Annotated in this window: 16 protein-coding genes and 1 pseudogene; 14 read left to right on the top strand and 3 right to left on the bottom strand. The window is 76.2% G+C overall.

The genetic code is table 11. The features are described from left to right. The 4 genes and pseudogenes from ACFPK1_RS30970 to ACFPK1_RS30955 all read left to right on the top strand — a co-directional run. Positions 1 to 257, top strand: a pseudogene (locus tag ACFPK1_RS30970) (cytochrome ubiquinol oxidase subunit I); the annotation flags it as partial. A 56-nt stretch (positions 258 to 313) separates the two neighbouring features. Beyond that, positions 314 to 1,567, top strand: coding sequence for a phosphoserine phosphatase SerB (serB, locus tag ACFPK1_RS30965; RefSeq protein WP_378024801.1), 1,254 nt, complete (start codon positions 314 to 316; stop codon positions 1,565 to 1,567). A gap of 74 nt (positions 1,568 to 1,641) precedes the next feature. Continuing rightward, positions 1,642 to 2,352 carry a peptidyl-tRNA hydrolase gene (locus ACFPK1_RS30960; protein ID WP_378024800.1) on the top strand — a complete coding sequence of 237 codons (711 nt, stop codon included), beginning with the start codon at positions 1,642 to 1,644 and terminating at the stop codon, positions 2,350 to 2,352. After that, on the top strand, positions 2,349 to 3,188 hold the full coding sequence (locus ACFPK1_RS30955) for an ATP-grasp domain-containing protein (protein ID WP_378024798.1): 840 nt from the start codon (positions 2,349 to 2,351) through the stop codon (positions 3,186 to 3,188). The genes ACFPK1_RS30960 and ACFPK1_RS30955 overlap by 4 nt, the downstream gene beginning before the upstream one ends. 98 nt (positions 3,189 to 3,286) lie before the next feature. On the opposite strand, the gene ACFPK1_RS30950 is transcribed toward ACFPK1_RS30955, so the two are convergent. After that, complete coding sequence (locus ACFPK1_RS30950; protein WP_378024797.1) at positions 3,287 to 5,344, bottom strand: ATP-dependent DNA helicase; 2,058 nt, start codon at positions 5,342 to 5,344, stop codon at positions 3,287 to 3,289. A 49-nt stretch (positions 5,345 to 5,393) separates the two neighbouring features. After that, positions 5,394 to 5,963 carry an isochorismatase family protein gene (locus ACFPK1_RS30945; RefSeq protein WP_378024796.1) on the bottom strand — a complete coding sequence of 190 codons (570 nt, stop codon included), beginning with the start codon at positions 5,961 to 5,963 and terminating at the stop codon, positions 5,394 to 5,396. 307 nt (positions 5,964 to 6,270) lie between these two features. Here ACFPK1_RS30945 and ACFPK1_RS30940 point away from each other — a divergent pair, with 307 nt between their 5' ends. From ACFPK1_RS30940 to ACFPK1_RS30925, 4 genes are read left to right on the top strand one after another with little or no spacing between them, the layout of a single operon-like run. After that, positions 6,271 to 17,688, top strand: a complete 11,418-nt coding sequence (locus tag ACFPK1_RS30940; protein WP_378024795.1) for a hypothetical protein — start codon at positions 6,271 to 6,273, stop codon at positions 17,686 to 17,688. Beyond that, on the top strand, positions 17,685 to 18,494 hold the full coding sequence (locus ACFPK1_RS30935) for a class E sortase (RefSeq protein WP_378024794.1): 810 nt from the start codon (positions 17,685 to 17,687) through the stop codon (positions 18,492 to 18,494). The genes ACFPK1_RS30940 and ACFPK1_RS30935 overlap by 4 nt, the downstream gene beginning before the upstream one ends. Before the next feature lie 11 nt (positions 18,495 to 18,505). Then, positions 18,506 to 18,661 carry a hypothetical protein gene (locus ACFPK1_RS30930; RefSeq protein ID WP_378024793.1) on the top strand — a complete coding sequence of 52 codons (156 nt, stop codon included), beginning with the start codon at positions 18,506 to 18,508 and terminating at the stop codon, positions 18,659 to 18,661. Between the two features lie 4 nt (positions 18,662 to 18,665). Beyond that, a complete protein-coding gene (locus tag ACFPK1_RS30925; protein ID WP_378024792.1) occupies positions 18,666 to 19,790 on the top strand; it encodes a lysozyme family protein in 1,125 nt (374 codons plus the stop codon). A 72-nt stretch (positions 19,791 to 19,862) separates the two neighbouring features. Here the strand turns inward: ACFPK1_RS30925 and ACFPK1_RS30920 are convergent, their stop codons facing one another. Next, entirely contained in the window at positions 19,863 to 21,179 is a 1,317-nt protein-coding gene (locus tag ACFPK1_RS30920; RefSeq protein ID WP_378024791.1) for a nicotinate phosphoribosyltransferase, read from the bottom strand. Positions 21,180 to 21,186: 7 nt separating this feature from the next. On the opposite strand from ACFPK1_RS30920, the gene clpS reads away from it, so the two are divergent. The 6 genes from clpS to ACFPK1_RS30890 all read left to right on the top strand — a co-directional run bounded on the left by clpS (position 21,187) and on the right by ACFPK1_RS30890 (position 24,710). Next, entirely contained in the window at positions 21,187 to 21,501 is a 315-nt protein-coding gene (clpS, locus tag ACFPK1_RS30915) for an ATP-dependent Clp protease adapter ClpS (protein ID WP_378024790.1), read from the top strand. Positions 21,502 to 21,520: 19 nt separating this feature from the next. Then, entirely contained in the window at positions 21,521 to 22,078 is a 558-nt protein-coding gene (locus tag ACFPK1_RS30910) for a DUF2017 domain-containing protein (protein ID WP_378024789.1), read from the top strand. A gap of 56 nt (positions 22,079 to 22,134) precedes the next feature. Then, positions 22,135 to 22,599: a M67 family metallopeptidase gene (locus ACFPK1_RS30905; protein WP_378024788.1), complete on the top strand. Its 465-nt coding sequence runs from the start codon at positions 22,135 to 22,137 to the stop codon at positions 22,597 to 22,599. Between the two features lie 109 nt (positions 22,600 to 22,708). Further along, entirely contained in the window at positions 22,709 to 22,981 is a 273-nt protein-coding gene (locus ACFPK1_RS30900) for a MoaD/ThiS family protein (protein ID WP_378024787.1), read from the top strand. Positions 22,982 to 22,992: 11 nt separating this feature from the next. Next, positions 22,993 to 23,943, top strand: coding sequence for a PLP-dependent cysteine synthase family protein (locus tag ACFPK1_RS30895; protein WP_378024786.1), 951 nt, complete (start codon positions 22,993 to 22,995; stop codon positions 23,941 to 23,943). 128 nt (positions 23,944 to 24,071) lie between these two features. Next, positions 24,072 to 24,710 carry a rhomboid family intramembrane serine protease gene (locus ACFPK1_RS30890; RefSeq protein WP_378024785.1) on the top strand — a complete coding sequence of 213 codons (639 nt, stop codon included), beginning with the start codon at positions 24,072 to 24,074 and terminating at the stop codon, positions 24,708 to 24,710. Positions 24,711 to 24,757 lie beyond the last annotated feature (47 nt).

The raw sequence follows: 24,757 nt of genomic DNA, 5'->3' as shown, positions 1-24,757 counted from the left end.
CGGTGGAGGTCGACGACCCGTGGGGTCACGGCAACTCGCTGGAGTGGGCCACGTCGTGCCCGCCGCCGCGGCACAACTTCACCGAGCTGCCGCGGATCCGCTCCGAGCGCCCGGCGTTCGAGCTGCACTACCCGCACCTCACCGAGCGGATCCGGCTCGAGGCCCACGTGGGCTCCGGGCACGCCTCCATCGGCGAGGCGGCGGCGGGGCAGACCGGCCAGGAGCACCTCCCCGGCTCCGACCCCCGGAACAAGTGAGCCGCGCGGTCCCCGACCACCCGACCGACGGTGTGATCCCGGAGCCCCCGGCCGTGCTGGCGGACCCGGTCTCGCCGGAGGCAGACCCCGGGCCCGACCCGGTGCCGGTCCTCGTGACCGTCACCGGGCCGGACTTCCCGGGCGTCAACGCGGCCCTGTTCGCGGTGCTGGCCGAGCACGAGGCGGCCATGCTCGACGTGCAGCAGGCGACGATCCACCGCCGCATCACGCTGTCCGCGCTCGTCACGCTGCCCGGTGACCCGGCCCGCCTCGAGGCGGCCCTCCAGCTGACCATGCCCTCGCTCGGGCTGACGGTCAGCGTCGAGACCGGTGGCGACGCCTCGGCCGTGCACCCGTTCTCCACCCACGTCGTGCTGGTGCTCGGGCGCCCGATCACCGCGGCCAACTTCGCCGAGGTCGCCCGCGGGCTCGCGGCCCTGCGCGTCAACATCGACCGGGTGCGGCGCATCGCCGACTACCCCGTCACGGGGCTCGAGCTGCGGGTCTCGCTGCCGGCGGTGAACCCGCCGGACGACACCGCGCTGCGCCAGGCGCTCGCCGCGGCCGGCCGCCGGGCACGCTGCGACGTCGCCGTCCAGCGCGTCGGGCTCGCCCAGCGCGCCAAGCGCCTCATCGTCTTCGACGTCGACTCGACGCTGATCCAGGGCGAGGTCATCGAGATGCTCGCCGCCCGGGCGGGCTGCGAGGACGAGGTGCGCGCGATCACCGAGGCGGCGATGCGCGGCGAGATCGAGTTCGCCGAGTCGCTGCACAAGCGCGTCGAGACGCTCGCCGGCCTGCCCGTCAGCGCGCTGGACGAGGTCGCCGAGGAGCTCGAGCTGACCCCCGGGGCGCGGACCACCGTCCGCACGCTCAAGCGCCTGGGCTACCGCTGCGGCGTGGTGTCGGGCGGCTTCTCGAGCATCATCGACCGCCTCGTCGACGACCTGTCCCTCGACTTCTCGGCGGCGAACCACCTCGAGGTCGTCGACGGGCGCCTCACCGGGCGGGTGCTCGGCACCGTGATCGACCGCGCCGGCAAGGCCGAGGCGCTCGAGCGCTTCGCGCGGGAGGCCGGCGTCCCGCTCGACCAGACCGTGGCCGTCGGGGACGGCGCCAACGACCTCGACATGCTCGCCGCCGCCGGGCTCGGGGTGGCGTTCAACGCCAAGCCCGTCGTCGCGGCCGCCGCCGACACGGCGCTGTCGTACCCCTACCTGGACGCCGTGCTGTTCATCCTCGGCGTGACCCGCGACGAGATCGAGGTGGCCGACGCCGCGGAGGGGCTCCTGCGTCGGGTCCCGCTGTGACCTCGCTGACCCCGCGGCTCTCCGCCCTCACGCCGCTGGCGGCGCGGGTGTGCCCGTGGCTGGTGGACGAGCCGATGCCGTGGGGCTCCGACGACGGGGAGCCCGCGGACGGTGTCGTCCGGGCCATGACCCTGGTCCTGCGCCTGGAGCGGGAGGCCCCGACGCGCACGGCCGTGCTCGAGGCCGCCGCCGCCGCCGCGCTCGCGCTGTGTCTCGACGAGCGCGCCGCCCCCGAGGGGGAGTGGTTCGACGCCGTCGCGACCTGGGCGGGTGCGGGGCGGATCCGCAAGCTGTCCCGGCGGGCGCGCACGGCGCACTGGCGCGCGGTGCAGGAGGTCCCGGGGGTGACCGTGGGCGAGCTGGCGCGGGCGCTGGTGCCCGGCCCGGTCGACGACGTGCCCCACGAGGTGCGCCGGCTGCAGATCGGGGGCACCGAGCTCCCCGCCGACGAGCCCGGACCACCCCCGGCCGGCCGCCCGGTGATCTGGCTGAGCCCCGAGGTCGAGCAGACCGTCGGGAAGGCCGCCGCGCAGGTCGGGCACGCGAGCATGATCCTCGCGACCGTGCTGGCCGCCGACGGCGCCGACCCGGCGCTCGCGCTCGACGCGGCGGTGCGCCCGGCGGCGCGCGACGACTGGGCCCGCTGGATCGCGGCGCTCGACGCCGACGCGACGGGCCGGGCGGCGTGGGAGAGCCACGGCGTGGTCCCCGTGCGCGACGCGGGGTTCACCGAGGTCGCGCCCGGCACGGTGACGTGCGTGGCCGCCCGGGGCGGGACGCCGTGACCCGGGTCCTCGTCGCCGGGTCCCGGGTGCGCAGCGAGCGCTCGGACGCCGAGACCCGCCCGCTGGTCGCGGCCCTGGCGGCGCGCGGGCTCGACGCCGCCGACGCCCCGTGGGACGACGACTCCGCCGGCTGGGCCGACGCCGACCTCGTCGTCGTGCGCACCACCTGGGACTACACCGAGCGCCGCGACGACTTCCTCGCCTGGGCGGCGAAGGTCGACGCCGCGACCACGCTCGTGAACCCGCTGGCCGTGCTGACCTGGAACAGCCACAAGCGCTACCTCGTCGAGCTGGCGGAGGCCGGCGTGCCGACGGTGCCGACCACGCTGCTCGAGCACGGCACCGCGGTGCCCGGCGACCTCGGGCGCGGCCCCGTGGTCGTCAAACCCGCGGTGTCGGCCGGCGGGCGCGGCACGTTCCTCGGGCACCCCGAGGACCTCCGCGGGACCGTCGGCGACCTGCTCGGCGTCGGCGACGTCCTCGTGCAGCCGGCGGTCGAGAGCATCGGGCGCGACGGCGAGGTGTCGCTGATCCGGCTCGGCGAGCGGTGGTCGCACGCGGTGCGCAAGGTCCCCGCGGCCGGCGGGTTCCTCGTGCACGAGAAGCACGGCGGGCGCCTCGAGGACCACACGCCGACCACCCGCGAGGTCGAGGTGGCCGAGGCCGCGCTGGCCCGCGCGCCGGGCGACGTCGCCGCCGCGCGCGTCGACCTGGTCCGCGTCGACGGCGAGCCGGTGGTCATGGAGCTCGAGCTCATCGAGCCCGAGCTCTTCCTGCGCCGCACCGCCGACGCCCCCGACCGCCTCGCCGACGCCCTGCTCGCCCGCCTGCCCTGACGCACGGGGTGGGTCAGCGTGGCGGCCACGCCGGCGTTCAACGTCAGGAAAGCCGCCACGATCACCGCGGGCTGATGTCGAGGCGCGCCGTCACCGGCTCACGCGCCCCGCAGCCGCTCCAGCGCGCCACGCACGACGGCCGGGTCCTGGGTGGTCCAGAAAGGCGGTAGCGAGCCGCGCAGGAAGCCGCCGTACTGCTTGGTGGCGACGCGGGAGTCGAGCAGGGCGACGACGCCGCGGTCGCCGGTGCCGCGCAGCAGGCGCCCCGCGCCCTGGGCGAGCAGCAGCGCGGCGTGCGTCGCCGACACCGTCAGGAACCCGTTGCCGCCGCGGGCGTCGACGGCGCGCTGGCGGGCCGAGACGAGGGGGTCGTCGGGGCGCGGGAACGGGATGCGGTCGATCATGACGAGCTGCAGAGACTCGCCGGGCACGTCGACGCCCTGCCACAGCGACAGGGTCCCGAACAGCACGCTCTCCACGTCGGCGGCGAACCTCGTCACCAGCGTGCCCGTGGAGTCGTCGCCCTGGCAGAGCACGGTGCCGTCCCAGCGTCCGCGCAGGTCCTCGGCCGCCTGCTTGGCCGCGCGCATCGACGAGAACAGGCCCAGCGCCCGGCCGCCGGCCGCCCGCACGAGCCCCTCGATCTCGTCGAGCATCGCGGGGGAGAGCCCGTCGCGCCCGGGCGGGGGCAGGTGGCGGGCGACGTACAGGATGCCGGCCTTCGCGTGCGCGAACGGCGAGCCCACGTCGAGGCCGTGCCAGACGAGGTTGGTCGCCGGGTCGTTGCCGTGGCCCGACCCGTCGTCGGGGGGAGCGGGCTCGGACCCGCCGGCGGGCAGCCCCCACTGCCGGGCCAGGGCGTCGAACGAGCCGCCGAGCGCGAGCGTGGCCGAGGTCAGCACCACCGTCGAGCGACCGAACAGCCGCGAGGCGAGCAGCCCGGCCACCGACAGCGGCGCGACGTGCAGCGCGCGCACCGTCGTCGACCCGACCTCGCGATCGCTGCACCACACCACGTCCGGCCGGGTCGCCGGGTCCTCCCGGTCGAACGCGGTGAGCAGGCGACCGGCGACGTCGTGCACCTCCTCGACCAGCGCCAGGGCGAATCTCCGCGACGTCGCGTCGTCGTCCCGCCCGCCCTTCTCCCGGTCGGGCCCCAGCGCCTGGCGGCACGCCCACGCCCGGTCGCGGACCGCCGAGAGCATCCGCCCGACCGGCTCCGGCAGGTGCTCCCAGCGGCCCGGGACGACGTCCTCCAGCACCGTGCCGAGGCCCTCGCCGGCGTCCAGCAGCCCGTCGGAGAGCGCCTGGTCGACGAGCTTGCCGCAGCGGCGCGCGGCCGCGGTGACCGTCGCCGCGGTGAGCTCGCCGGTGGCCACGGAGGTCACGCGGTCGACGAGGTTGTGGGCCTCGTCGACGACGACCACGTCGTGGTCGGGCAGCACCGCGCGGCCCTCGATCGCGTCGATCGCCAGCATCGCGTGGTTGGTGACGACGATATCGGCGGCGCCGGCGGCGTGCCGGGCGTGCTCGGAGAAGCAGTCCTCGGCGACCGGGCAGCGCGCGGCGCCCAGGCACTCCCGGGCGCTGACCGACACCTGACGCCACGCGCGGTCGGGGACGCCGGGGACGAGCTCGTCGCGGTCGCCGGTCGTGGTCTTCTCGGCCCACTCGTGCAGCCGCGTGACCTGGCGGCCCAGCGCCGAGACCTGGAACGGGTCGAACAGTTGCTCGTCGACCGGGTCCTCGGCCTGGGCGCTGCTCTCGATCTTGTGGCGGCACAGGTAGTTGGCGCGGCCCTTGAGGATCGCGAACGTCGGCTCGCGGCCGAGCTCGGGCTCGAGGGCCTTGCTCAGGCGCGGCAGGTCGCGGTCGACGAGCTGGGTCTGCAGCGCGATGGTGGCCGTCGCGACGATGACCGCCTGCTCGCCCTCCAGCGCGTGGCGCACCGCGGGGATCAGGTAGGCCAGCGACTTGCCGGTGCCCGTGCCCGCCTGGACGGCCAGGTGCTCGCCCGTGCGCAGCGCGCGTTCCACCGCGGCGGCCATCTGCTGCTGGCCCTCGCGCTCGCTGCCGCCCAGCGCCGAGACCGCCGCCGCGAGCAGCTCGGCCACCGGGGGTGGCCCGACCACCGTGTCCGTGCTCGCGTCTCCCACGACGGTTCAGACTACGAGCCGGGCCGATCGGTTCCCTCGGGAACCGGGGTCAGCGCGTCGTCCCCGTCAGCGTGACGCCGGCGCCGGCCATCTCGGCCCGCGCGCGGGCGGTGGTCCCGGGCAGGACCCCGGCGGTGAGGTCGAGGTGCACGGTGGTCGTGAACCCCGCGCGCACGGCGTCGAGGGCGGTGGCGCGCACGCAGTGGTCGGTGGCGATGCCGACGATCTCGACGGCGTCGACGCCGCGGTCGCGCAGCCACGGGGTGAGGTGGTGCCCGTCGGAGGCGTGGCCCTCGAACGCGGAGTACGCGGCCTCGAACCGGCCCTTGCTGAAGACCTCCTCGAGGCGGTGGACGTCGAGGTCGGGGTGGAACGCGGCGCCCGGGTGCCCGAGGCGGCAGTGCGGGGGCCAGGTGTCGACGAAGTCGGGCGTCGAGGAGAAGTGGTCGCCCGGGTCCTCGTGGTAGTCGCGGCTGGCGACGACGTGGGCGTACGTCCCGGCCGAGCGCCCCAGGAAGGCGCTGATCGCCGACGCCGTCGCGGCGCCGCCCTCGACGCCCATCGAGCCGCCCTCGCAGAAGTCGAGCTGTACGTCCACGACGATGAGTGCGGTCGTCATGGTCACGAGCCTACGAGCGCCGCGCTCGTGATCGAGGTGGCTTTCCTGACGTCCGACGTCAGCGTGGCCGCCAGGCTGACACGACGACGCCGACCTCGACGAACGGTCGGCGTCAACCGCGACACGGCCACTCGATCGTCGCCTGACCGTTCGTCGTGCGCGACCCGGTTCTCGGCGCCGGTGCGCCACCCGGATCGGTGATGTGAGTGTCCATCACTCACTCAGCCCACCTAACGTCACTCGCTGCTACGGCTGGTCACGTTGTGTGCAGGGCGCGGGGGGCAGGGTGCGGCGGTCGGTGCGGTCGGTGTCCGGGCAGCAGGAGGGGCGGCGGCCGGGGGAGAGGCTCCTCCGGCTGGTCCTGGTGGTCGTCACGGCCGTCGCGGGGGTGTCGCTGCCGGCGCTCGCGCCCGCGGTCGCGCCGCCGGCCGAGGCCGCGGTGCAGAGCCCCTTCAACGCGGTCTACAGCGCCGAGCAGAACGGGGCGATCGCGCTCGTCGGCAACAGTTCGATGGACTGCCCGGCGGCGGCCGCCAACTGCACGGCGGCGCGGGCAGGCACGGCCGGCGGCGCGGCGCTGAACAACAACGCGTACGCGATGCAGTTCACCGACATCGACGGGGACGCGTCGACCTCGAACTCCTCGACGAGCACGCTCACGATGCCCGCCGGCTCCGAGGTGCTCTACGCCCGCCTCGTGTGGGGCGGGCGCACGACCGCCGGCACCAACGGCGTCGCCGCGAGCGCCGCCACGGCCGCGGTGAAGCTCAAGGCCCCGGGCCAGAACGCGTACACCACGCTGACCGGCACCACCCGGGGGTTCTCGGCGACCACGCCGACCGCCTCCGACGGCGCGCCGTACCAGGGCTCGATCGACGTCACCGACACGGTCCGCGCGGCCGGCAACGGCGTCTACGCGGTCGGCGACATCGCCGCGGCCACCGGCGCCGACCGGTACGCCGGCTGGTCGCTGGTCGTGGCCTACCGGAACTCGTCGCTGCCGCTGCGCAACCTCACGGTGTTCGAGGGCTTCGCCGACGTCACCACCACCTCGGCGGCCAACTCCACCGTCGACATCCCGATCAGCGGGTTCCTCACGCCCACCACCGGCAACGTCAACGCCTCGGTCGGCGTCGTCGCCTGGGAGGGCGACCAGGGCACGACCGGCGACGCGCTCTCGCTCAACGGCACCACGCTGTCCGACGACACCCGCGCCACGAACAACTTCTTCGACTCGAAGGTCAGCGACTCGGGGACGGACCTGCCCGGGCGCTCGCCGGGCTACCCGAACAACTTCGGCGTCGACGTCGGGCGCGTCTCGGCCAACAACGTCATCCCCAACGGCGCGACGTCGGCGTCGCTGCGCCTGACGACCACGGGCGACTACTACTACCCGGGCGTCGTCACCTCGCAGATCGACCTGTTCACGCCGTCGTTCACCGGCGTCAGCAAGACCGCGGTCGACGTCAACGGCAACAGCCCGGCCCAGCCCGGGGACACCGTCGAGTACACGGTCACGATGACCAACACCGGCGCGGACGCGGCCGACAACGCGATCGTGCGCGACGTCCTGCCGCCGAACACGACCTACGTGCCGGGCAGCCTCGTGCGCACCGCCAACCCCGGCCAGACCGGCCCGCTCGCGGTCAGCGACGCGACCGGGGACGACGTCGGCGAGTACACGGGTGCCGACAGGACCGTCCGGATGCGGATCGGTCAGAACGCCTCGACGACGGGCGGCGGCACGCGCGCGCCCAACGCCACCGCCACCTTCAAGTTCCGCGTGACGCTGGACCGCGCGTCGGCGGGCACCGCGCCGGCCAACACGCCGCTGCTCGACTACCGCGCCCGCACGATCGGCCGGAACTACACGTACTCCGGCAACACCGTCACCACGCCGGTCACCGCGCTCGCCGACCTGCGGGCGACCAAGACGGGGACCCCGACCGCGCAGGCCGCGGGCGGCACCGTCACCTACACCGTGGGCGCCACCAACAACGGCCCGAACCCGACCGGCACGACGACGCTCGTGGACACCCTGCCGGCCGGGGTCACATTCCAGTCCGCGGCGCCTCCGGCCGGCACCACGTGCACGGCGTCCGGGCAGACCGTCACCTGCACCGGCGGGTCGACGGGGGTGAACCAGTCGCTGACGGTGCCGATCACGGTGCGGGTGGCCCCGGGCGCGGCGACCGGCGCGGTCACCAACTCGGTGCAGGTCTCCTCGGACACCGCCGACGACGTCACCACCAACAACGTCGCGACGGCCGCCACGCAGGTCTCGCGCAACGCCGACCTCGGCGTCGCCACCGCGATCACGCCGAGCGGGAGCCCGGCGGTGACGGCCGGCCGCACCGCGACCGTGACCGGCACGGTCACCAACAACGGGCCCTCCACGGCCGAGGGGGTGGTGTCGAGCACCCCGCTGCCGGCCGGGACCTCGTTCGTGTCCGCGACGATCCCCGGCGGCACGTGCGGCCTCACCGGCGGCACGGTGAGCTGCACGCTCGCCGCCCCGCTCGCGCCCGGCGCGTCGGCCGCCGCGACCGTCGCCGTCGCCGTCGCCCCGAGCGCGACCGCCGCCACCCTCGCCGCCACGTCCACGGTCTCCTCGGCGACCCCGGACGCCGTGGCGGCCAACAACGCGGCGACCGCGTCGGTGCCGCTGACCCAGCTCGCCGACCTGGAGGTCGCCGCGACCGGCCCGGCCACGATCGACGCCGGCGGCCGCGTGACCTACACGGTGACCGTGACCAACACCGGGCCCTCCGACGCCCGCGACGTCACGCTCACCGACACGACCCTGACCCGCCTGACCCCGGTCGACGTCGACACCACGTCGGGCACCTGCTCGCTGACCTCGAACCCGCCGGGCTGCCAGCTCGGGACGCTGCCCGCGGGCGCCAGCACGCAGATCACCGCCGTCGCCGACGCCCCGTCGTCGCTGCCCGCCGGCCAGCAGGTCGCCAGCGCGCGCGCCGCGACCGCGACGCCGGAGACGAGCACCGCGAACAACTCCGGCTCGGTCACCAGCACGGTGCGCCGCGTGTCGGACCTGTCGGTGACGCTCACGGGCGGCACCGCGGTCGCCGGCACGTCGACCTCCTACGTCATCGACGCGCGCAACGCGGGCCCGTCGGACGCGGACGACACGATCGTCACCTCGACCCTGCCCGGGGGCGTCGTGCCGCAGTCGGCCACGGCCGCCCGGGGCACCTGCACGGTCGCGGGCCAGGTCGTGACGTGCCGGATCGGGACGCTGGCCCTCAACCAGGACGTGCCGATCACGGTGACCGCGCAGGTCGCGCCCACCCGGCCCCCGGGTGCGGCGACGGTGGCGGCCCAGATCAGCAGCGCCAGCAGCGACCCGGCCCCCGGGAACAACGCCGCGACCTCCGACCTCGGCGTCCTCGTCGCCGCCGACCTCGCGATCAGCGCCGCGGTCGACCAGGCCACCGTCGTCGCCGGCACCGAGGCGGCGTTCACCCTCACCGCGCGCAACAACGGCCCGTCGGTCGCGCTCGGCGCGACCGTGACCGACACCCTGCCGGCGGGCGTCACCGTCCTCGGCGCCACCGGCGGGTCCTGCGCGGTGGCCGGGCAGCGGGTGACGTGCGCCGTGGGCGACCTGGGCCCGGACGCCACCGCGACCGTGACGGTGCGGGTCCGCGTCGACGCCTCCCGCCCGGCCGGCCCCCTGACCGACGCGGCGGCGATCTCCTCGGACGCGCTGCCCGACCCCAGCCCGTCGAACAACAGCGCCTCGGCCGCGACCGCGGTCGTGACGCGCGCCGACCTGCGCGCCGCGCTCGTGACGGCCCCGGCCACGACCGTCGCGGGCGGGGACCCGGGCACCTACACCTTCCGGGTCACCAACACCGGCCCGTCCGACGCCGACAGCGTCCTGGTCGTCGACGACCTGCCCGCGGGGCTGACCGCGGTGTCGGCGACGGTCGGGGGCGCCGCCTGCACGGTCACCGCCTCCCGCGTGACCTGTCCCGTCGGCACGCTCACCCCGAACGCGTCGGCGGACGTCGTCCTCGTCGCCCGGGCCGACCCCGGCACCCCGGCGGGACCGCTGACGCTCGCGATCACCGCGACCTCCCCGGTGCCCGACCCGACCCCGCTCGACGCCCGGACCACCGCGACGGTCACCGTCACGACCGCCGCCGACCTCGCCACGGCGATCGCGGCCGACCCGGCCTCGCTGAGCGACGGCGCGCTGGTCGCCGGGTCGCGGGCCACCTACCGCGTCACGACCACCAACAACGGACCGTCCGACGCGGGCGCGGTCGGCTCGACGATCACCCTGCCGGCGGGGACGACCGCGGTGTCCGCCACGCCGTCGGTCGGCACCTGCACGGTGACCGGCCCGCAGGTGCGGTGCACCCAGGACGTGCTGCCCGGCGGCTCGTCGGCGGTCGTCACGCTGACCGTCGACGTCGCCGCCGACGCGGCCGGGCCGCTGGCGCTGCAGGCCACCGCGGGGTCGCCGGTCACCGACCCGGTGCCCGGCAACAACCCGTCGACCTCGAGCCTGCCGGTGACGACGGCGGCCGACCTGTCGCTCGCGCTCACCGGCGTGCCCGACCCGGTCCGGGCGGGGACGGCGGAGACGTTCACCGCGCTCGTCAGCAACAACGGCCCGTCCGACGCGGCCGGGGTCACCTTCGCGCTGCCGCTGCCGCCCGGGTTCACCGTGGTGCCGGGCGGGATCTCCTCGCCGCCCGGGACCACGTGCGCCCTGGATCCGGCCGGCCGCGCGGTGACCTGCACCCTCGGCACGGTCGCGGCCGGCACCACGGTGCCCGTCGTGGTCAGGGCGCTGGTGCCGGCGGAGCTGCCCGCCGGCGAGGTGCCGGCCGGCGCGACCGTCGACTCGCCCACCGCCGACCGGACCCCGGCCGACCGTGCCGCGAGCACCACGGTGCGCGTCACCACCTCCGCCGACCTCGGCGTGGCGCTGGCCCCGCAGCGCGACAACCCCGAGGCCGGGCAGCCCGCGGGCTACGTGGTCTCGGTGGTGAACAACGGGCCGTCCGACGCGGTCGACGCCGTGTCGCGGACCCCGGTCCCGGCGGGCACCACGGTGACCGAGGCGACCGCCAGCACCGGCACCTGCACGGTGGCGAGCGGCGAGGTCGTCTGCGCGCTCGGGCGCCTCGCCCCCGGCGCGGTGTCGACCGTGCAGCTCACCCTCGGCCTCGACCCGGCCGGCACCGGGCCGCTCACGGTGACCACCGGGGCCACCAGCGGCACGCCCGACCCGGACGCGGCGAACGACACGGCCGCGGTGACCCAGCCTGTGACCTCGCGCGCCGACGTCGCCACGACGGTCGCGCTGGTCGGCGGGCCGCCGGTGGCCGGGCAGAACGCCGTCTACCGCGTCACCACCACCAACAACGGCCCCGCCGTCGCGACCGGCGTGTCCACCTCCAGCCGCGTGCCCGCGGGCACGACGCTCGTGTCCTCGACGCCCTCGGCCGGCGCGTGCACGACCGACCAGGGCGCCGTGGCCTGCACCTACGGCACGCTCGCGGTCGGCGCCTCGGCGACGGTCGACATCACCGTCGCCGTGCCCGCGGACGCCGTGGGCACCCAGCTCGCGGTCGGCGGGACCTCGGGCAGTCGCCTGCCCGACCCGAAGGCCGACAACGACGCCGCCACCGCGACGGCCCCGGTGACCGCACAGGCGGACCTCGCCGTGGCCGTCACCGGCGTCGCCGGCACCCCGTCGGCGGGCCAGGAGGTCCGCTGGCAGGTCACGGTGACCAACAACGGGCCCTCGCGGGCCACCGGCGTCACGCTGACCGACCGCTCGCCCGCCGGCGTGCGGATCACCGGGGCCGAGCTCGCCGCCGGCCAGGGCACCTGCCGCACCGCCGCCGACACCGGCACCACGGGCGTGGACTGCGCCCTCGCCGACCTCGCGGCCGGCGCGTCCACCGTCGTCACCGTCGTCGGCACGGTCGACCCCGGCCTGGCCACCGGCGAGGTGTCGACGACGGCGACCGTCGCCACCGCCGGCGCGACCGACCCGGTGCCCGCGAACAACACCGCGACGAGCACCACGGCCACCGGCACCAGCGCCGACCTGCGGATCAGCAGCGCCGTCGGGCCCGACCCGATCGTGCCCGGGCGCCCGGCGACCTGGACGCTGCAGGCCGACAACCTCGGGCCGTCGACCGCCCGCGGCGTGGTCGTCACCGACACGGTCCCGGACGGGGTCGCGATCACCCGCGCCACCGTGGCGGGCCGCGACTGCACGGTCACCGGGCAGCGGGTCGAGTGCGCCGTCGGCGACCTCGACCCGAACGGCGGCGCGACCGTGACCGTCGAGGGCACGGTCGAGCCCGGCGTGCTCGGCCCGACGCTCGCCGACCGGGCCACGGTGCGCTCGAGCACCCCGGACCCCGCCACGGCGAACAACGCCGCGAGCGGCGAGGGCCGGGTCGGCCCGCGCGCCGAGGTCGGTGTCACGGTGGCCGCGCCGCCGGCGCTCACGGCCGGCGCGCCGGCGACGTGGACGGTGACCGCGACCAACGCCGGCCCGTCGGCGGCGGGCGGGGTCGTCGCGACCGTCGCCCTGCCCCCGTCGCTGCAGAAGGTCACCGCGACCGTCGACGGGCGCACCTGCGACGTGGCGAACGGGACGGTGACCTGCCCGGTCGGCACGATCGCACCGGGCGCCCGCGTGGTCGTCACGATCAGCGGCGTCGTCGACCCGGCGTCGACCGCCCCGGACGCCACCCTGACCGCCTCGGTGGTCACGGCCACCCCCGACCCGGACCCGGCCGACGACACCGCGACCGCGACGACCCCGCAGACGGCGAGCGCCGACCTCGGCGTGACCACCGTCGTCGCGCCGGAGCCCGCGGTGCCGGGCCGTCCGGTGACGTGGACGACGACCGTCCGCAACCAGGGTCCCTCGACCGCCCTGGCCTCGACGCTCGTCGACACCGTGCCCGCGGAGCTGCGCGACCCGGTGGCGACCAGCTCGGCCGGGCCCTGCACCGTCGACGGCACGACGATCACGTGCGGGCTCGGTGACCTCGCGCCCGGCGCGACCGCGGTCGTCACGGTCACCGGCCTGCTCGACCCGGCGACGACCGGCGGGCCGCTCGCGCACACCGCGACGGTCACGTCGGCCACGCCGGACCCGAACGGCGCCGACGACGCGGCGACGACGAGCACCCCGGTGACCCCGATCAGCGACCTCAAGGTCGCCACCGCGGTGACCTCGGGCGCGCCGACGGCCGGGTCGCCGGTCGAGCTCGCCGTCGACGTCACCAACGCCGGCCCGTCGGGCGCCGAGAACACGGTGCTCGAGCTGACGGTCCCCGACGAGGTCGTCCCGGACACCGGCTCGGTCACCAGCTCGCAGGGCTCCTGCACCCTGGCCGGGCGCGTGGTGCGCTGCGAGCTCGGCACGGTCGCCGCGGGCGCCGAGGTGCGGATCGCCGCGCGGGGCACGCTGCGCTCCGACGCCACCACGGTCGCGGTCACCGCCACGGCGACGAGCTCGACCCCCGACGCCGACCCGGCCGACAACGGCTCGACCGCCTCGTCCACCGTGGGCGACACCGCCGACCTCGCGCTGACGGTCACGCCCCCGGCCGAGGCGGTCGCGGGCGCACCGGTCTCGTTCCCGCTCGTGCTGGTCAACAACGGGCCCTCGGACGCCCGCGAGGCCGTGGTCCGCGCGGACGTCCCGCCGGGGCTGGCGGACCTCGCGGTCACGGGCGCGGGCATCCCGGCGGGCGCGTGCGCCGTCACCGGCGGGCGGGTCGTCTGCACGCTCGGCACCGTGCCCGCGGGGGCCCGTCTGGAGGCCACGGTCAGCGGCCGGGTCGATCCGGCCGCGGCCCCCGGGCCGCGCGCCTACGACGTCACCGCCTCGACCTCGTCGAGCGACCCGGACCTGCGCAACAACACCACGGCCGTGACCACCGCCGTGCGGGCGAGCGCCGACCTGGGCGTCACCGCGGCGCTCGCGCCGTTCCCGCTGGTGCCGGGCCGTCCCGCGACGGCGACGGTCACCGTCACCAACGCGGGCCCGTCCGCGGCGGGCGGCACGGTCACGGTGACGCTGCCCGACGGGGTGGACCTCACCGCCCCGCCGACGGTGAACGGCGTGCCCTGCCGCGTCGTCGGGCGCACCGTCTCGTGCGACGTGCCGGCGATCGCGCCGGGCGGGTCCCTGCCGATCGAGCTGCCGCTCGCCGTGGCCGCGTCGCTGCGCGGGCCGACGGTGCCGATCACCGCGCAGGTCGTCTCGCCGGTCGGCGACCCCGACCCGGCCGACGGCACGGTGACCGTCGACGTGCCGGTCGCGGCGCGCGCCGACCTGGCGCTGGCCCTCACCGGGCCCCCGACGGTCGTCGCCGGCACCCCGCTGCGCTCCACGGCGATCGTGACCAACGACGGGCCCTCGCAGGCCACCGACGTGGTGGTCACCCAGGAGCTGCCCGCGGGCCTCGAGGGGGTCGCGGTGACCACCTCGCAGGGCACCTGCACGGTCACCGGCTCGACGCTGACGTGCCGGCTCGGCACGGTGGGCCCGGGCGCCGCGGTGCAGGTGACGGTCACCGCCGCGGGCACGCTCACCGCGGACGCCACGGGACCGATCACGTCGACGGCGACGCTGGCCTCGCCGACGCCGGGTGCGCCGGAGGGGCGCCGGGCCTCGCTCACCACCGCGGTGACGACGTCGGCGGACCTCGCGGTGTCGGTGGCGGGACCGGCGGACCCGGTGCCCGGCCAGGCCGTGACCTACACGGTCGGGCTGCGCAACGACGGCCCGTCCACGGCCCGCGACACCGCGCTGCGCCTCGCCCTGCCCGCCGGGCTCACCGGGGTGCGCATCGTCGCGCCGCCGGGGGTGACCTGCGACGAGGCGGCGCTGACGTGCACCGTCGGCGACCTGCGTCCCGGCGTGGACGCCGCCCTGGTGCTCACCGTGACCGGCACCCTGCCGCCCGGGGCCACGGGTCCGGTCGCCGCGTCCGCGACGGCCACGAGCACGACCCCGGACCCCGACCCCGGCAACGACACGGCGACCACGGGCGGCACCGCCGTCCCCGGCGCCGACCTCGCGGTGGCCCAGACCGTCGGCCCGGACCCGCTGGTGGCCGGCGGGCCGGTGACGTGGACGGTGCGTGTCGGCAACCTCGGCCCGTCGACGGCGACCGACGTGGTCGTCGACGACCTGGTGCCCGCCGGCGTCACCGATGTCGCGTTCCGCGGTCCGCCCGGCGTGAGCTGCGAGGGCACCCGCTGCACGATCGCGACGTTGGCGCCCGGCTCGGTCGAGCTCACGCTCACCGGCACCCTGGCGCCCGGCGCGAGCGGGCAGGTCGAGAACACCGTCACCGTGTCGTCGGGGACGCCGGACCCGGTGGCCGACAACGACCGCAGCGTGCTGGCGACGCCGGTGACGAGCGCGGCGGACCTGAGCACCCGCATCGTCGGCCCGGCCGGCCCGGTCACCGCGGGCAGCCCGCTCGCCTACCAGGTGGCGGTGGCCACGCGCGGCCCGTCGACGGCCGGTGACGTGGTGGTCAGCCTGCCCAACCCGGCGGGGGTGGTCCTGCTGGGCGCGCGCCCGTCGCAGGGCACCTGCGCGGTGGAGGCCGGCACGCTGGTCTGCCGCCTGGGCGACGTCGCGCCGGGGGTGACGCCGACGATCGAGGTCGACGCGCTCGCCGACGCGGCGGGACCGGGCGGGGCCAGCCCGGCGACGGTCACGGTGACGTCGTCGACGCCGGACCCGACACCCGGGGACGCGACGGCGACGGTGACGCCGACGATCGTGCGCTCCGCCGACGTGGCGATCACGAGCGCGGTCACCCCCTCGCCGCCGGTGCCGGGGCGGGCGGCGGTCTACACGCTGACCGTCACCAACGGCGGCCCGTCCACGGCGACCGACGTCGCGGTGACCGACCGCCTCCCGGCCGGCCTGCGCGGCAAGCAGCCGATCACGTCGGTGGGCACGTGCACGCTCGAGGGCGACCTCGCGCGCTGCGCGCTCGGGACGCTCGCGCCGGGGCGGACGGTGACGATCGAGGTGCCGGTGACGGTCGACCCGGCCGCGTCGCCGGACGCCCTGACCCACAGCGCCACGGTCGTGTCGACGACCCCGGACCCCGACGAGGCGAACAACGCGACCACGCTGCCGGGCGCGGCCGCACCGGTCGCCGACCTGGGCGTCACCACGGTCGCGACCACCCCGTCGGCGGCGCCCGGGCAGGAGGCGTCGTGGACGGCCACGGTGACCAACGCCGGCCCGTCCGCGGCCGTCGGCGGGTACGCCGACCTGGCCGTGCCGCCGGACCTCACCGGCGTCGTCGTCGACGCGCCGGCCGGGGTGACGTGCGGTCCGGTGCGGGACGGCCGGGTCACCTGCGACCTGGGAGCGGTGCCGCCGGGCGCGAGCATCCCGATCACGGTGCGCGGCACGCTCGCGCCGACCGCGACCACCGCGCCGGTGCTCGGCGTGGCCGTCGGGGCCGCCGGCTCGACCGACCCCGACACGGCGGACAACGCCTCGTCGACCGGCGTCGAGGTGGACGCGCGGGCGGACCTGGCGCTGACCAAGCGGGCGGTGACCCCGGTCGTCGCCGGCGAGGACGTCACCTGGGAGCTGACGGTCCGCAACGCGGGCCCGGCGACCGCCGTGGGGGCGCTGCTCACCGACCGGCTGCCGGCCGGTGTCAGCACGGTCCGGCCCGACGCCTCCTGCGACGTGACCGGCGGGGCGGTGCGCTGCCCGCTGGCGGACCTGCCGGCGGGCGCCGAGCGGACCGTGCGGATCACCGTGCGGGTCGACCCCGGCCCCGCCGCGACGGCGCTCGCGAACGGGGCCACGGTCACCGCGGCGACCCCGGAGCCGGCCCCGGCGGACAACACGGCCACCACGTCGGACGAGATCGGGCGCCGGACCGAGCTGGCGGTGACCAAGACCGCCGACCGGGACGAGGTGCCGGTGGGGGAGACGATCACCTGGACGGTGACCGCCCGCAACGACGGTCCCTCGGTGGCCACCGGCGTCACGGTGGTCGACGACCTGCCCGGTCGCGGCGTCCAGGACCCGGACGACCCCGAGGCGAGCGTGCAGGTGATCGGTGCGGACAGCCCGGCGTTCGACGCCCGGCGCGGGGTCTGGACCGTCGGCACGCTCGCGGTGGGGGAGACCCGCACGCTGGTGCTCACCGCCCGCGTCGTGACGCCGGGCGACCTCACCAACCGCGTGTCGATCGGGCCCGACGGCGACCAGGTGTCGGCGCCGGGGACCGGGACGCTGCCGCCCTGCCCGCCGGGGCAGGCGTTCGGGCCGTGCGAGCCGGGCCCGGGTGGACCCGGGGAGCCGGGTGGACCCGGTGGACCCGGTGGGCCGGGTGGGCCCGGTGGGCCTGGTGGGCCCGGTGGACCCGGCGGCTCGCCGGACCCGGGCGACCTGCCGATCGGAGGCGGCGGTGCTGGGTCGAGCGATGCGTCGAGCGATGCGTCGAGTGACGCGTCGAGCGATGCCTCCAGCGGCGCCACCGCGGCGGCCGGCGCGGCCGCCCCGGCCCCGAGCATCACCCCACCGGGCGGGTGGTTGGCCTACACCGGCATGTGGGTGATGCCGATCCTCCTGGCAGGGCTGGCGTTCGTCGGCGCCGGCGTCGGGCTGCTGCTGGTCGCGCGCCGCCGGCGCCGGGTGCACGGGGGGAGGCAGGGATGAGCGAGCAGGCGACGCGCGAGCTCGGCGAGGAGGACGTCCTCCCGCGCCCCGCTCCGCCGGACCGGACCGGCCGGCGCCTCCGGTGGGCCGGGGAGATCCTCGTGACCCTCGGCGTGGTCCTGGTGCTGTTCGTGGTCTACGAGGTGTGGGTCACGAACTGGATGACCGAGGACCGCCAGCAGGCGGCGTCCGAGGAGCTCGCGCGCTCGTGGATCGGCGCCCCGCCCGCCGCGGCGCCGGTCGCGACGCCGGGCACGCCGACGGCGCGGCTGACGATCCCGTCCCTGGGCGCGGGGCACTCGTGGGTGGTGGTCGAGGGCACCGCCCAGGACGACCTGCGCACGGGCCCCGGCCACTACGCGGGGTCGGCGCAGCCCGGGATGCCCGGCAACTTCGCGGTCGCCGGGCATCGGGTGGGCCGGGGCGCGCCGTTCCACGACCTGGGCGAGCTGGAGTCCTGTGCGCCGCTGGTCGTGGAGACGGCCCGGGGCTGGGCGGTGTACCGGGTGCTCCCGCACGCCGACGAGGCCGCGGCGTGGGCCGCGGGTCGCGGGCGGGCGCCGCAGTGCCGGGGGCTCGCGCCGATCGACGGGGTGCCGGGCGAGGAGATCGTCACCCCGCGCGACGTGGGCGTCATCGCCCCGGTGCCGCACCGGCCCGGGGCGGCACCGGCCGCCTCGCTGATCACGCTCACGACCTGCCACCCGAAGTTCTCGGCGCGCGAGCGGCTGATCGTGCACGGGGCGCTCGACCGGTTCGTGCCGCGCGTGCCCGGCGGCGCACCGCCCGCGGAACTGACCGGGTGAGGGAGACCACCGTGTACGAGAAGCTCTGGACGCTGCTGCCCGGCCCGCCGGCGCTGCGGGTCACCCTCGCGGTGCTCGTGGCCGTCGCGGTGGTCCTGCTGCTGATGACCGTCGTGTTCCCGGCCGTGGAGACCCTCCTCGTGCCGGGCGACGTCGCCTTCGGCTGACGCCGTGCCGACGACCCGCTGGCGGCCCCTCCCGCAGGACCTCGACCGTCCGCCCGAGGAGCTCGACCTCACCGACCCGCCGGTGCCCGAACGGCGCCGCCGAGCGTTGCTCGCGGCGAGCGTGCTCGTGGTGCCGCTGCTGGCCGCCGTCGCGTCCCTCGGCGTGCCGGACACCGAGGCGGTGCCGCGGCCGTCCGCGCAGGTGGCGCCGGTGCCGGTCGACGTCGGCGCGCTCGGGGCCACCGGGGTCGCGCCGGGCGCCTGGACCCCGCCGCCGGCCCCGCCCGCGGTGACGGGTCCCGTCGACGCGACCGGCATCCCCGTGCGCGTGCTGCGGGCCTACCGGGGCGCCGAGGCCGCGCTCGGCACCTCCGAGCCCGGCTGTCGCCTGCCCTGGACGCTGGTCGCGGCGATCGGGCGCGTCGAGTCCGACCACGCCGGCGCGGGGGCGGTGGGCGAGGACGGCCGGACGCTCGCGCCGATCCGGGGCCCGCGCCTCGACGGCACCGCCGGCCACCCGTTCCTCGTCGACACCGACGCCGGGCGCCTCGACGGCGACCCGGGCGTCGACCTCGCCGCGGGCCCGATGCAGTTCCTCCCGTCGAGCTGGGCGATCTACGGCGCCGACGGCGACGGGGACGGTGCGGCGGACGTCGACGACGTCGACGACGCGGCCGTCGGGAGCGGGCGCCACCTCTGCGCCGGCGGGGCCGACCTCTCCGACCCCGGGCAGCGCACGGCGGCCGTGTTCGCCTACAACCGCTCCGACGCCTACGTGGCCCAGGTGCTCGCGATCGAGGCCGCCTACGCGGCGGGCGCCCCGGCGCCGGCGCTGCCCGCGGCGCCTGCCCCGTCGGCGCTCGCGCTGCCGGGCGCCCCGGCGTTGCCGACGGCTCCCGCTCCGTCGGTGCCGACCACCCCGGACGCGCTGCCGGTCGCGCCGACCCCTGTGCGCCCCGCCGAGCCGCCGACGGCCACCGGGGCCACGGAGACACCGGTGCCCACGACGACCCCGGCGCCGCCCGCCACGTCCACGGCGCCCCCGACGACGTCGACGACGCCGGCGCCGGCGGTCACCGGCCCGGCCCCGGAGGACGCGACCCCGTCACCCCTGTTCGGCGCGCCCTGATCCCGGTGATCGACGGGGACTTCGCGCGCGTAGAAGCAGCGAGATACCCGTTCGCTCGGTAGGCCCGCGCCCTCAGAGCACGAAGGTCGTGGGGATGGCGGGTTCGCCGCGCGAGAGCTTGAGCCCTTCCCACGGCACGGCGACCAGGCCCCGGCGCAGGTGCTCGCGGGACTCGTCGAGCGTCGGCAGGTCGCCGGCCGGCTCGCCCTTGACCAGCAGCGGGACGGGGACGACGCGGTCGTGCTCGCCGATCTCGACGTCGGCGTCGAGCCGGTGCACGACCTCCTCGACGGCGGTGCCGGTCGGCTTGTGCCGGCGCACCGCCGACTTCGCGCCGCCCCGCGACTCCTTCGACGAGCTGCGCTTGGCCACCGGGCGCCCGTCGACCTCGACGAGCTTGTAGACCATCCCGGCCGTCGGGGCGCCGGAGCCCGTGACGACCGAGGTGCCCACCCCGTAGGCGTCGACCGGCTCGGCGCGCAGCGAGGCGATCGAGTGCTCGTCGAGGTCGCCCGAGATCACCACGCGGGTCTTCGTGGCCCCCAGCGCGTCGAGCTGGGCGCGGGCGCTCTGCGCGAGGACGCCGAGGTCGCCGGAGTCGATGCGCACGGCGCCGAGCTCGGGGCCCGCGACCTCGACGGCGGTGGCGATGCCCTGGGTGATGTCGTAGGTGTCGACGAGCAGCGTCGTCCCCACCCCGAGCGCGTCGACCTGGGCGCGGAACGCGTCGGCCTCGCTGTCGTGCAGCAGGGTGAAGGCGTGGGCGCTGGTGCCCGTGGTCGGCACCCCGAAGCGGCGGTGCGCCTCGAGGTTCGACGTCGCGTGGAACCCGGCGAGGTAGGCCGCCCGCGCGGAGGCGACCGCGGCCTCCTCGTGGGTGCGCCGCGAGCCCATCTCGATGAGCGGGCGGCTGTTCGCCGCCGTCGTCATGCGCGCGGCGGCCGAGGCGATCGCGCAGTCGTGGTTGAGCACCGAGAGCGCGAGCGTCTCGAGCAGCACGCACTCGGCGAACGTGCCGGTCACCGACAGCACCGGCGAGCCCGGGAAGTACAGCTCGCCCTCGGGGTAGCCGCTGACGTCACCGGAGAAGCGGTGCCCGTGCAGGAACTCCGCGGCGCGGTCGCTCACCGCGCCGGCGTCGCGCAGCACGGCCACCTCGGCCTCGTCGAACGTGAACCGGGTGATCGCGTCGAGCAGGCGCGGCACGCCCGCGACCACCCCGTACCGGCGGCCGTGGGGCAGGCTGCGCGCGAAGACCTCGAAGGTGCAGCGGCGCTGCGCCGTGCCGTCGGCGAGGGCGGCGTCGAGCATCGTGAGCTCGTACTGGTCGGTGAGGAGCGCTGTGCTCGGCCCCGGGAAGGTCACACCGACCACCCTAGGTGGCACCATGGACCCCATGGAGGTCGTTCTGTCCGCTCCGGCCGAGCCTGAGGTCGACGAACGGACCGAGGCGGAGGTCGACGAGGCGACGCTCGCCGACACCCCGTGGCAGACCATCGTCTGGAACGACCCGGTCAACCTCATGTCGTACGTGACCTACGTGTTCCAGAAGCTCTTCGGCTACGACAAGGCCAAGGCCACCGCGCTGATGATGGACGTCCACCACAAGGGGCGGGCGACGGTCTCCTCGGGCAGCCGCGAGAAGGTCGAGGGCGACGTCTCGCGCCTGCACGCGGCGGGGCTGTGGGCGACCATGCAGCGGGCGAGCTAGCGCGGGTGAAGGCTCCCCGTTGAAGGCATGGAAACGGCAGGGGCGCGGCGACCGCGTCCGGTACGTCGCGGTGCTCGAACGCCCCGAGGCCTCGGTGCTGCGCGGGCTGATGGGGCAGGTCGAGCAGATGCTCACCGGCCGCAACGAGGCGGCGCCCGAGGACGAGCTCGCGGCCATCACCGGCATCCGCACCGGCCCGTCCACGCCGCCCGACGACCCGGTGCTGGCGCGCCTGCTGCCCGACTTCGCCTCGTCGGGCGAGGAGGACGCCGGCGAGCTGTCCGCGGCCATGCGCTCGGTGAACGAGCCCGAGCTCATCGAGGCGAAGCTGGACGCGATCGCCACCGTGCTCGCCACCTGCCCGGCCGGCGGCGGCCGGGTCGAGCTCGCGCCGGCGCAGGCCGAGGAGTGGCTGGCCGCGGTCAACGACGTGCGCCTGGCCCTGGGTGTCGCGCTCGAGGTGACCGAGGACATGCCCGAGCAGCTCCCCGCCGACGACCCCCGCGCCGACCACCTGCCCGTCTACCACTGGTTGACGTGGCTGCAGGACTCGCTGGTCGCCACCCTGATGCAGTGACCGTGGCGTGACCAGGCTGACGGGCTGCGGCGGTCCGCTCCACGTAAGCTGACGGGGTGCTGGTGATCCGGGCCGACCTCGTCGAGCAGATGGTCGCGCACGCCCGTCGGGACCACCCCGACGAGGCCTGCGGCATCCTCGCCGGCCCCGACGACGGCTCCGACCGCGCGGAGCGCTTCGTCCCGATGGAGAACGCCGAGCGCTCGCCGACCTTCTACCGCTTCGACTCGATGGAGCAGCTGAAGGTCTACAAGGAGATGGACGCGAACGACGAGATCCCCGTCGTCGTCTACCACTCCCACACCGCGACCGAGCCGTACCCGTCGCGCACCGACATCTCGCTCGCGCAGGAGCCGTTCGCGCACTACGTGCTCGTCGGCACCAGCGACCCCGAGCAGCACGTGCTGCGCTCGTACCGCATCGTCGACGGCGAGGTCACCGAGGAGGAGGTGCAGGTCGTGGAGAACTACATGTTCGCCCACACCGGCACCGACGACGTCCCGGACCACGCCGGCTCCTAGCGGCCCCGGGCCGGCCCGCGCCCGTCGCCGACGGGTCACGGAATGCCGCGCCCCCGTGGCACGCTGTTCGTCGCAGAACGTCCGTCCACCACGTCCCGGAGGGGAATCCGTGTCCGCCACCGTCTCGATCCCGACCATCCTGCGCACCCACACCGGTGGGGAGAAGCAGGTCAAGGCCGAGGGCTCGACGCTGCAGGAGGTCATCACCGACCTCGAGGCCAACCACCCCGGCATCAAGGACCGGCTGGTCACCGACGGCGCGCTGCACCGGTTCGTCAACGTGTACGTCAACGACGAGGACGTGCGCTTCAGCGGCGGCCTCGACGCGCAGGTGCCCGACGGCGGCACCGTCACCATCCTCCCGGCCGTGGCCGGCGGCTGAGAGAGACCCTCATGGCCCGGTACGACTCCCTGATCCACGCCCTCGGCGACACGCCGATGGTGGGGTTGCCCTCCTTCTCGCCGGCGCCGCACGTGCGGCTGTGGGCGAAGCTCGAGGACCGCAACCCGACCGGGTCGATCAAGGACCGGCCGGCGCTGCGGATGATCCAGGCCGCCGAGGCCGACGGCCGGCTCACCCCCGGCTGCACCATCCTCGAGCCGACCTCGGGCAACACCGGCATCTCGCTGGCGATGGCGGCCAAGCTCAAGGGCTACGAGCTGGTGTGCGTCATGCCCGAGAACACCTCGGCCGAGCGGCGCCAGCTGCTCGAGATGTACGGCGCCCGGATCATCTTCTCGCCGGCCGCCGGGGGGTCGAACCAGGCCGTGGCGACGGCCAAGGAGATCGCCGCCCAGCACGAGGACTGGGTGATGCTCTACCAGTACGGCAACCCGGCCAACGCGCTCGCGCACTACGAGGGCACCGGGCCGGAGATCCTGCGGGACATGCCGACGATCACCCACTTCGTCGCGGGCCTGGGCACCACCGGCACGCTCGTCGGCACCGGGCGCTACCTGCGCGAGCACAAGCCCGACGTCCAGATCATCGCCGCCGAGCCCCGCTACGGCGAGCTGGTCTACGGGCTGCGCAACATCGCCGAGGGGTTCGTGCCCGAGCTCTACGACCCCGACGTGCTCACCGGCCGGTACTCCGTCGGGGCGTACGACGCGCTGCGCCGCACCCGCCAGCTCGTCGAGCAGGAGGGCATCTTCGCGGGCATCTCCACCGGCGGCATCCTGCACGCCGCCCTGGCCCAGGCCGAGAAGGCCGCGGGCGCCGACGACGAGGCCGACATCGTCATGGTGGTGTGCGACGGCGGGTGGAAGTACCTGTCCACCGGCGCCTACTCGGGCACGCTCGAGGAGGCCGCCGAGGCGCTGGAGGGCCAGCTCTGGGCCTAGTGTCGTCGCAAGCCGGTTCCGCACCTCGACGTGCGGCCTGCCGGCGCAACGTCCAGGGGCTGAGTCCCGGAGAAACGTCGGGGTCGACCCCACAGGGATCCGGCGCGCGCGGCCGTAGTGTCGACAGCGTGACCAGCCCGGTGCGACCGTCACCCCGCGTCCTGCCCGAGCGTCCCCTGCGTGCGGCGATCCTCATGGTCGGGATCGTGGCGCTGCTCTGGCTCCTCGAGCTGGCCGACCGCACGGTGTTCGTCGCGCTCGACCCGCCGCAGGGCCTCGACGACGACGGCATCGTGCCGCGCACCCTCGACGGGCTCGGCGGCATCCTCTGGGCGCCGCTGCTGCACGGCGGCTTCGACCACCTGGCGAGCAACACCGTGCCCCTGCTGGTGTTCGGGTTCCTCGTGCTCGCGGGCGGGCTGGGCCAGTTCATCGCGGTCACGGCGGTCATCTGGATCGTCAGCGGCGTCGGCACCTGGCTCATCGGCAGCCCCGGCTCCACCATCGGCGCGTCCGGCATCATCTTCGGCTGGTTCGCGTTCCTGCTGGTCCGTGGCTTCTTCGCGCGGTCGGCAGCGCAGATCGTCGTGGCCGTCGTCCTGTTCCTGATCTACGGCGGGCTCCTGCTCGGCGTGCTCCCGAGCAACCCCGGCATCTCCTGGCAGGCCCACCTCTGCGGTGCGATCGGCGGCGTGCTCGCCGCCCGGATCACCGTCGCGGCCGACCGCCGGCGGGCCGGGCCGTCGGGGACGCCGGCGATCCCCTGAGGACTGGACACCGTGTTCGTTCTGTGACCTGTGAGGTCCTCGTGGCC

It is taken from the genome of Actinomycetospora rhizophila (assembly GCF_042657905.1).
GTDB lineage: Bacteria > Actinomycetota > Actinomycetes > Mycobacteriales > Pseudonocardiaceae > Actinomycetospora > Actinomycetospora rhizophila.
Note: the sequence above shows the minus strand (reverse complement) of the source record. Positions and strands in the feature narration are given on the sequence as shown.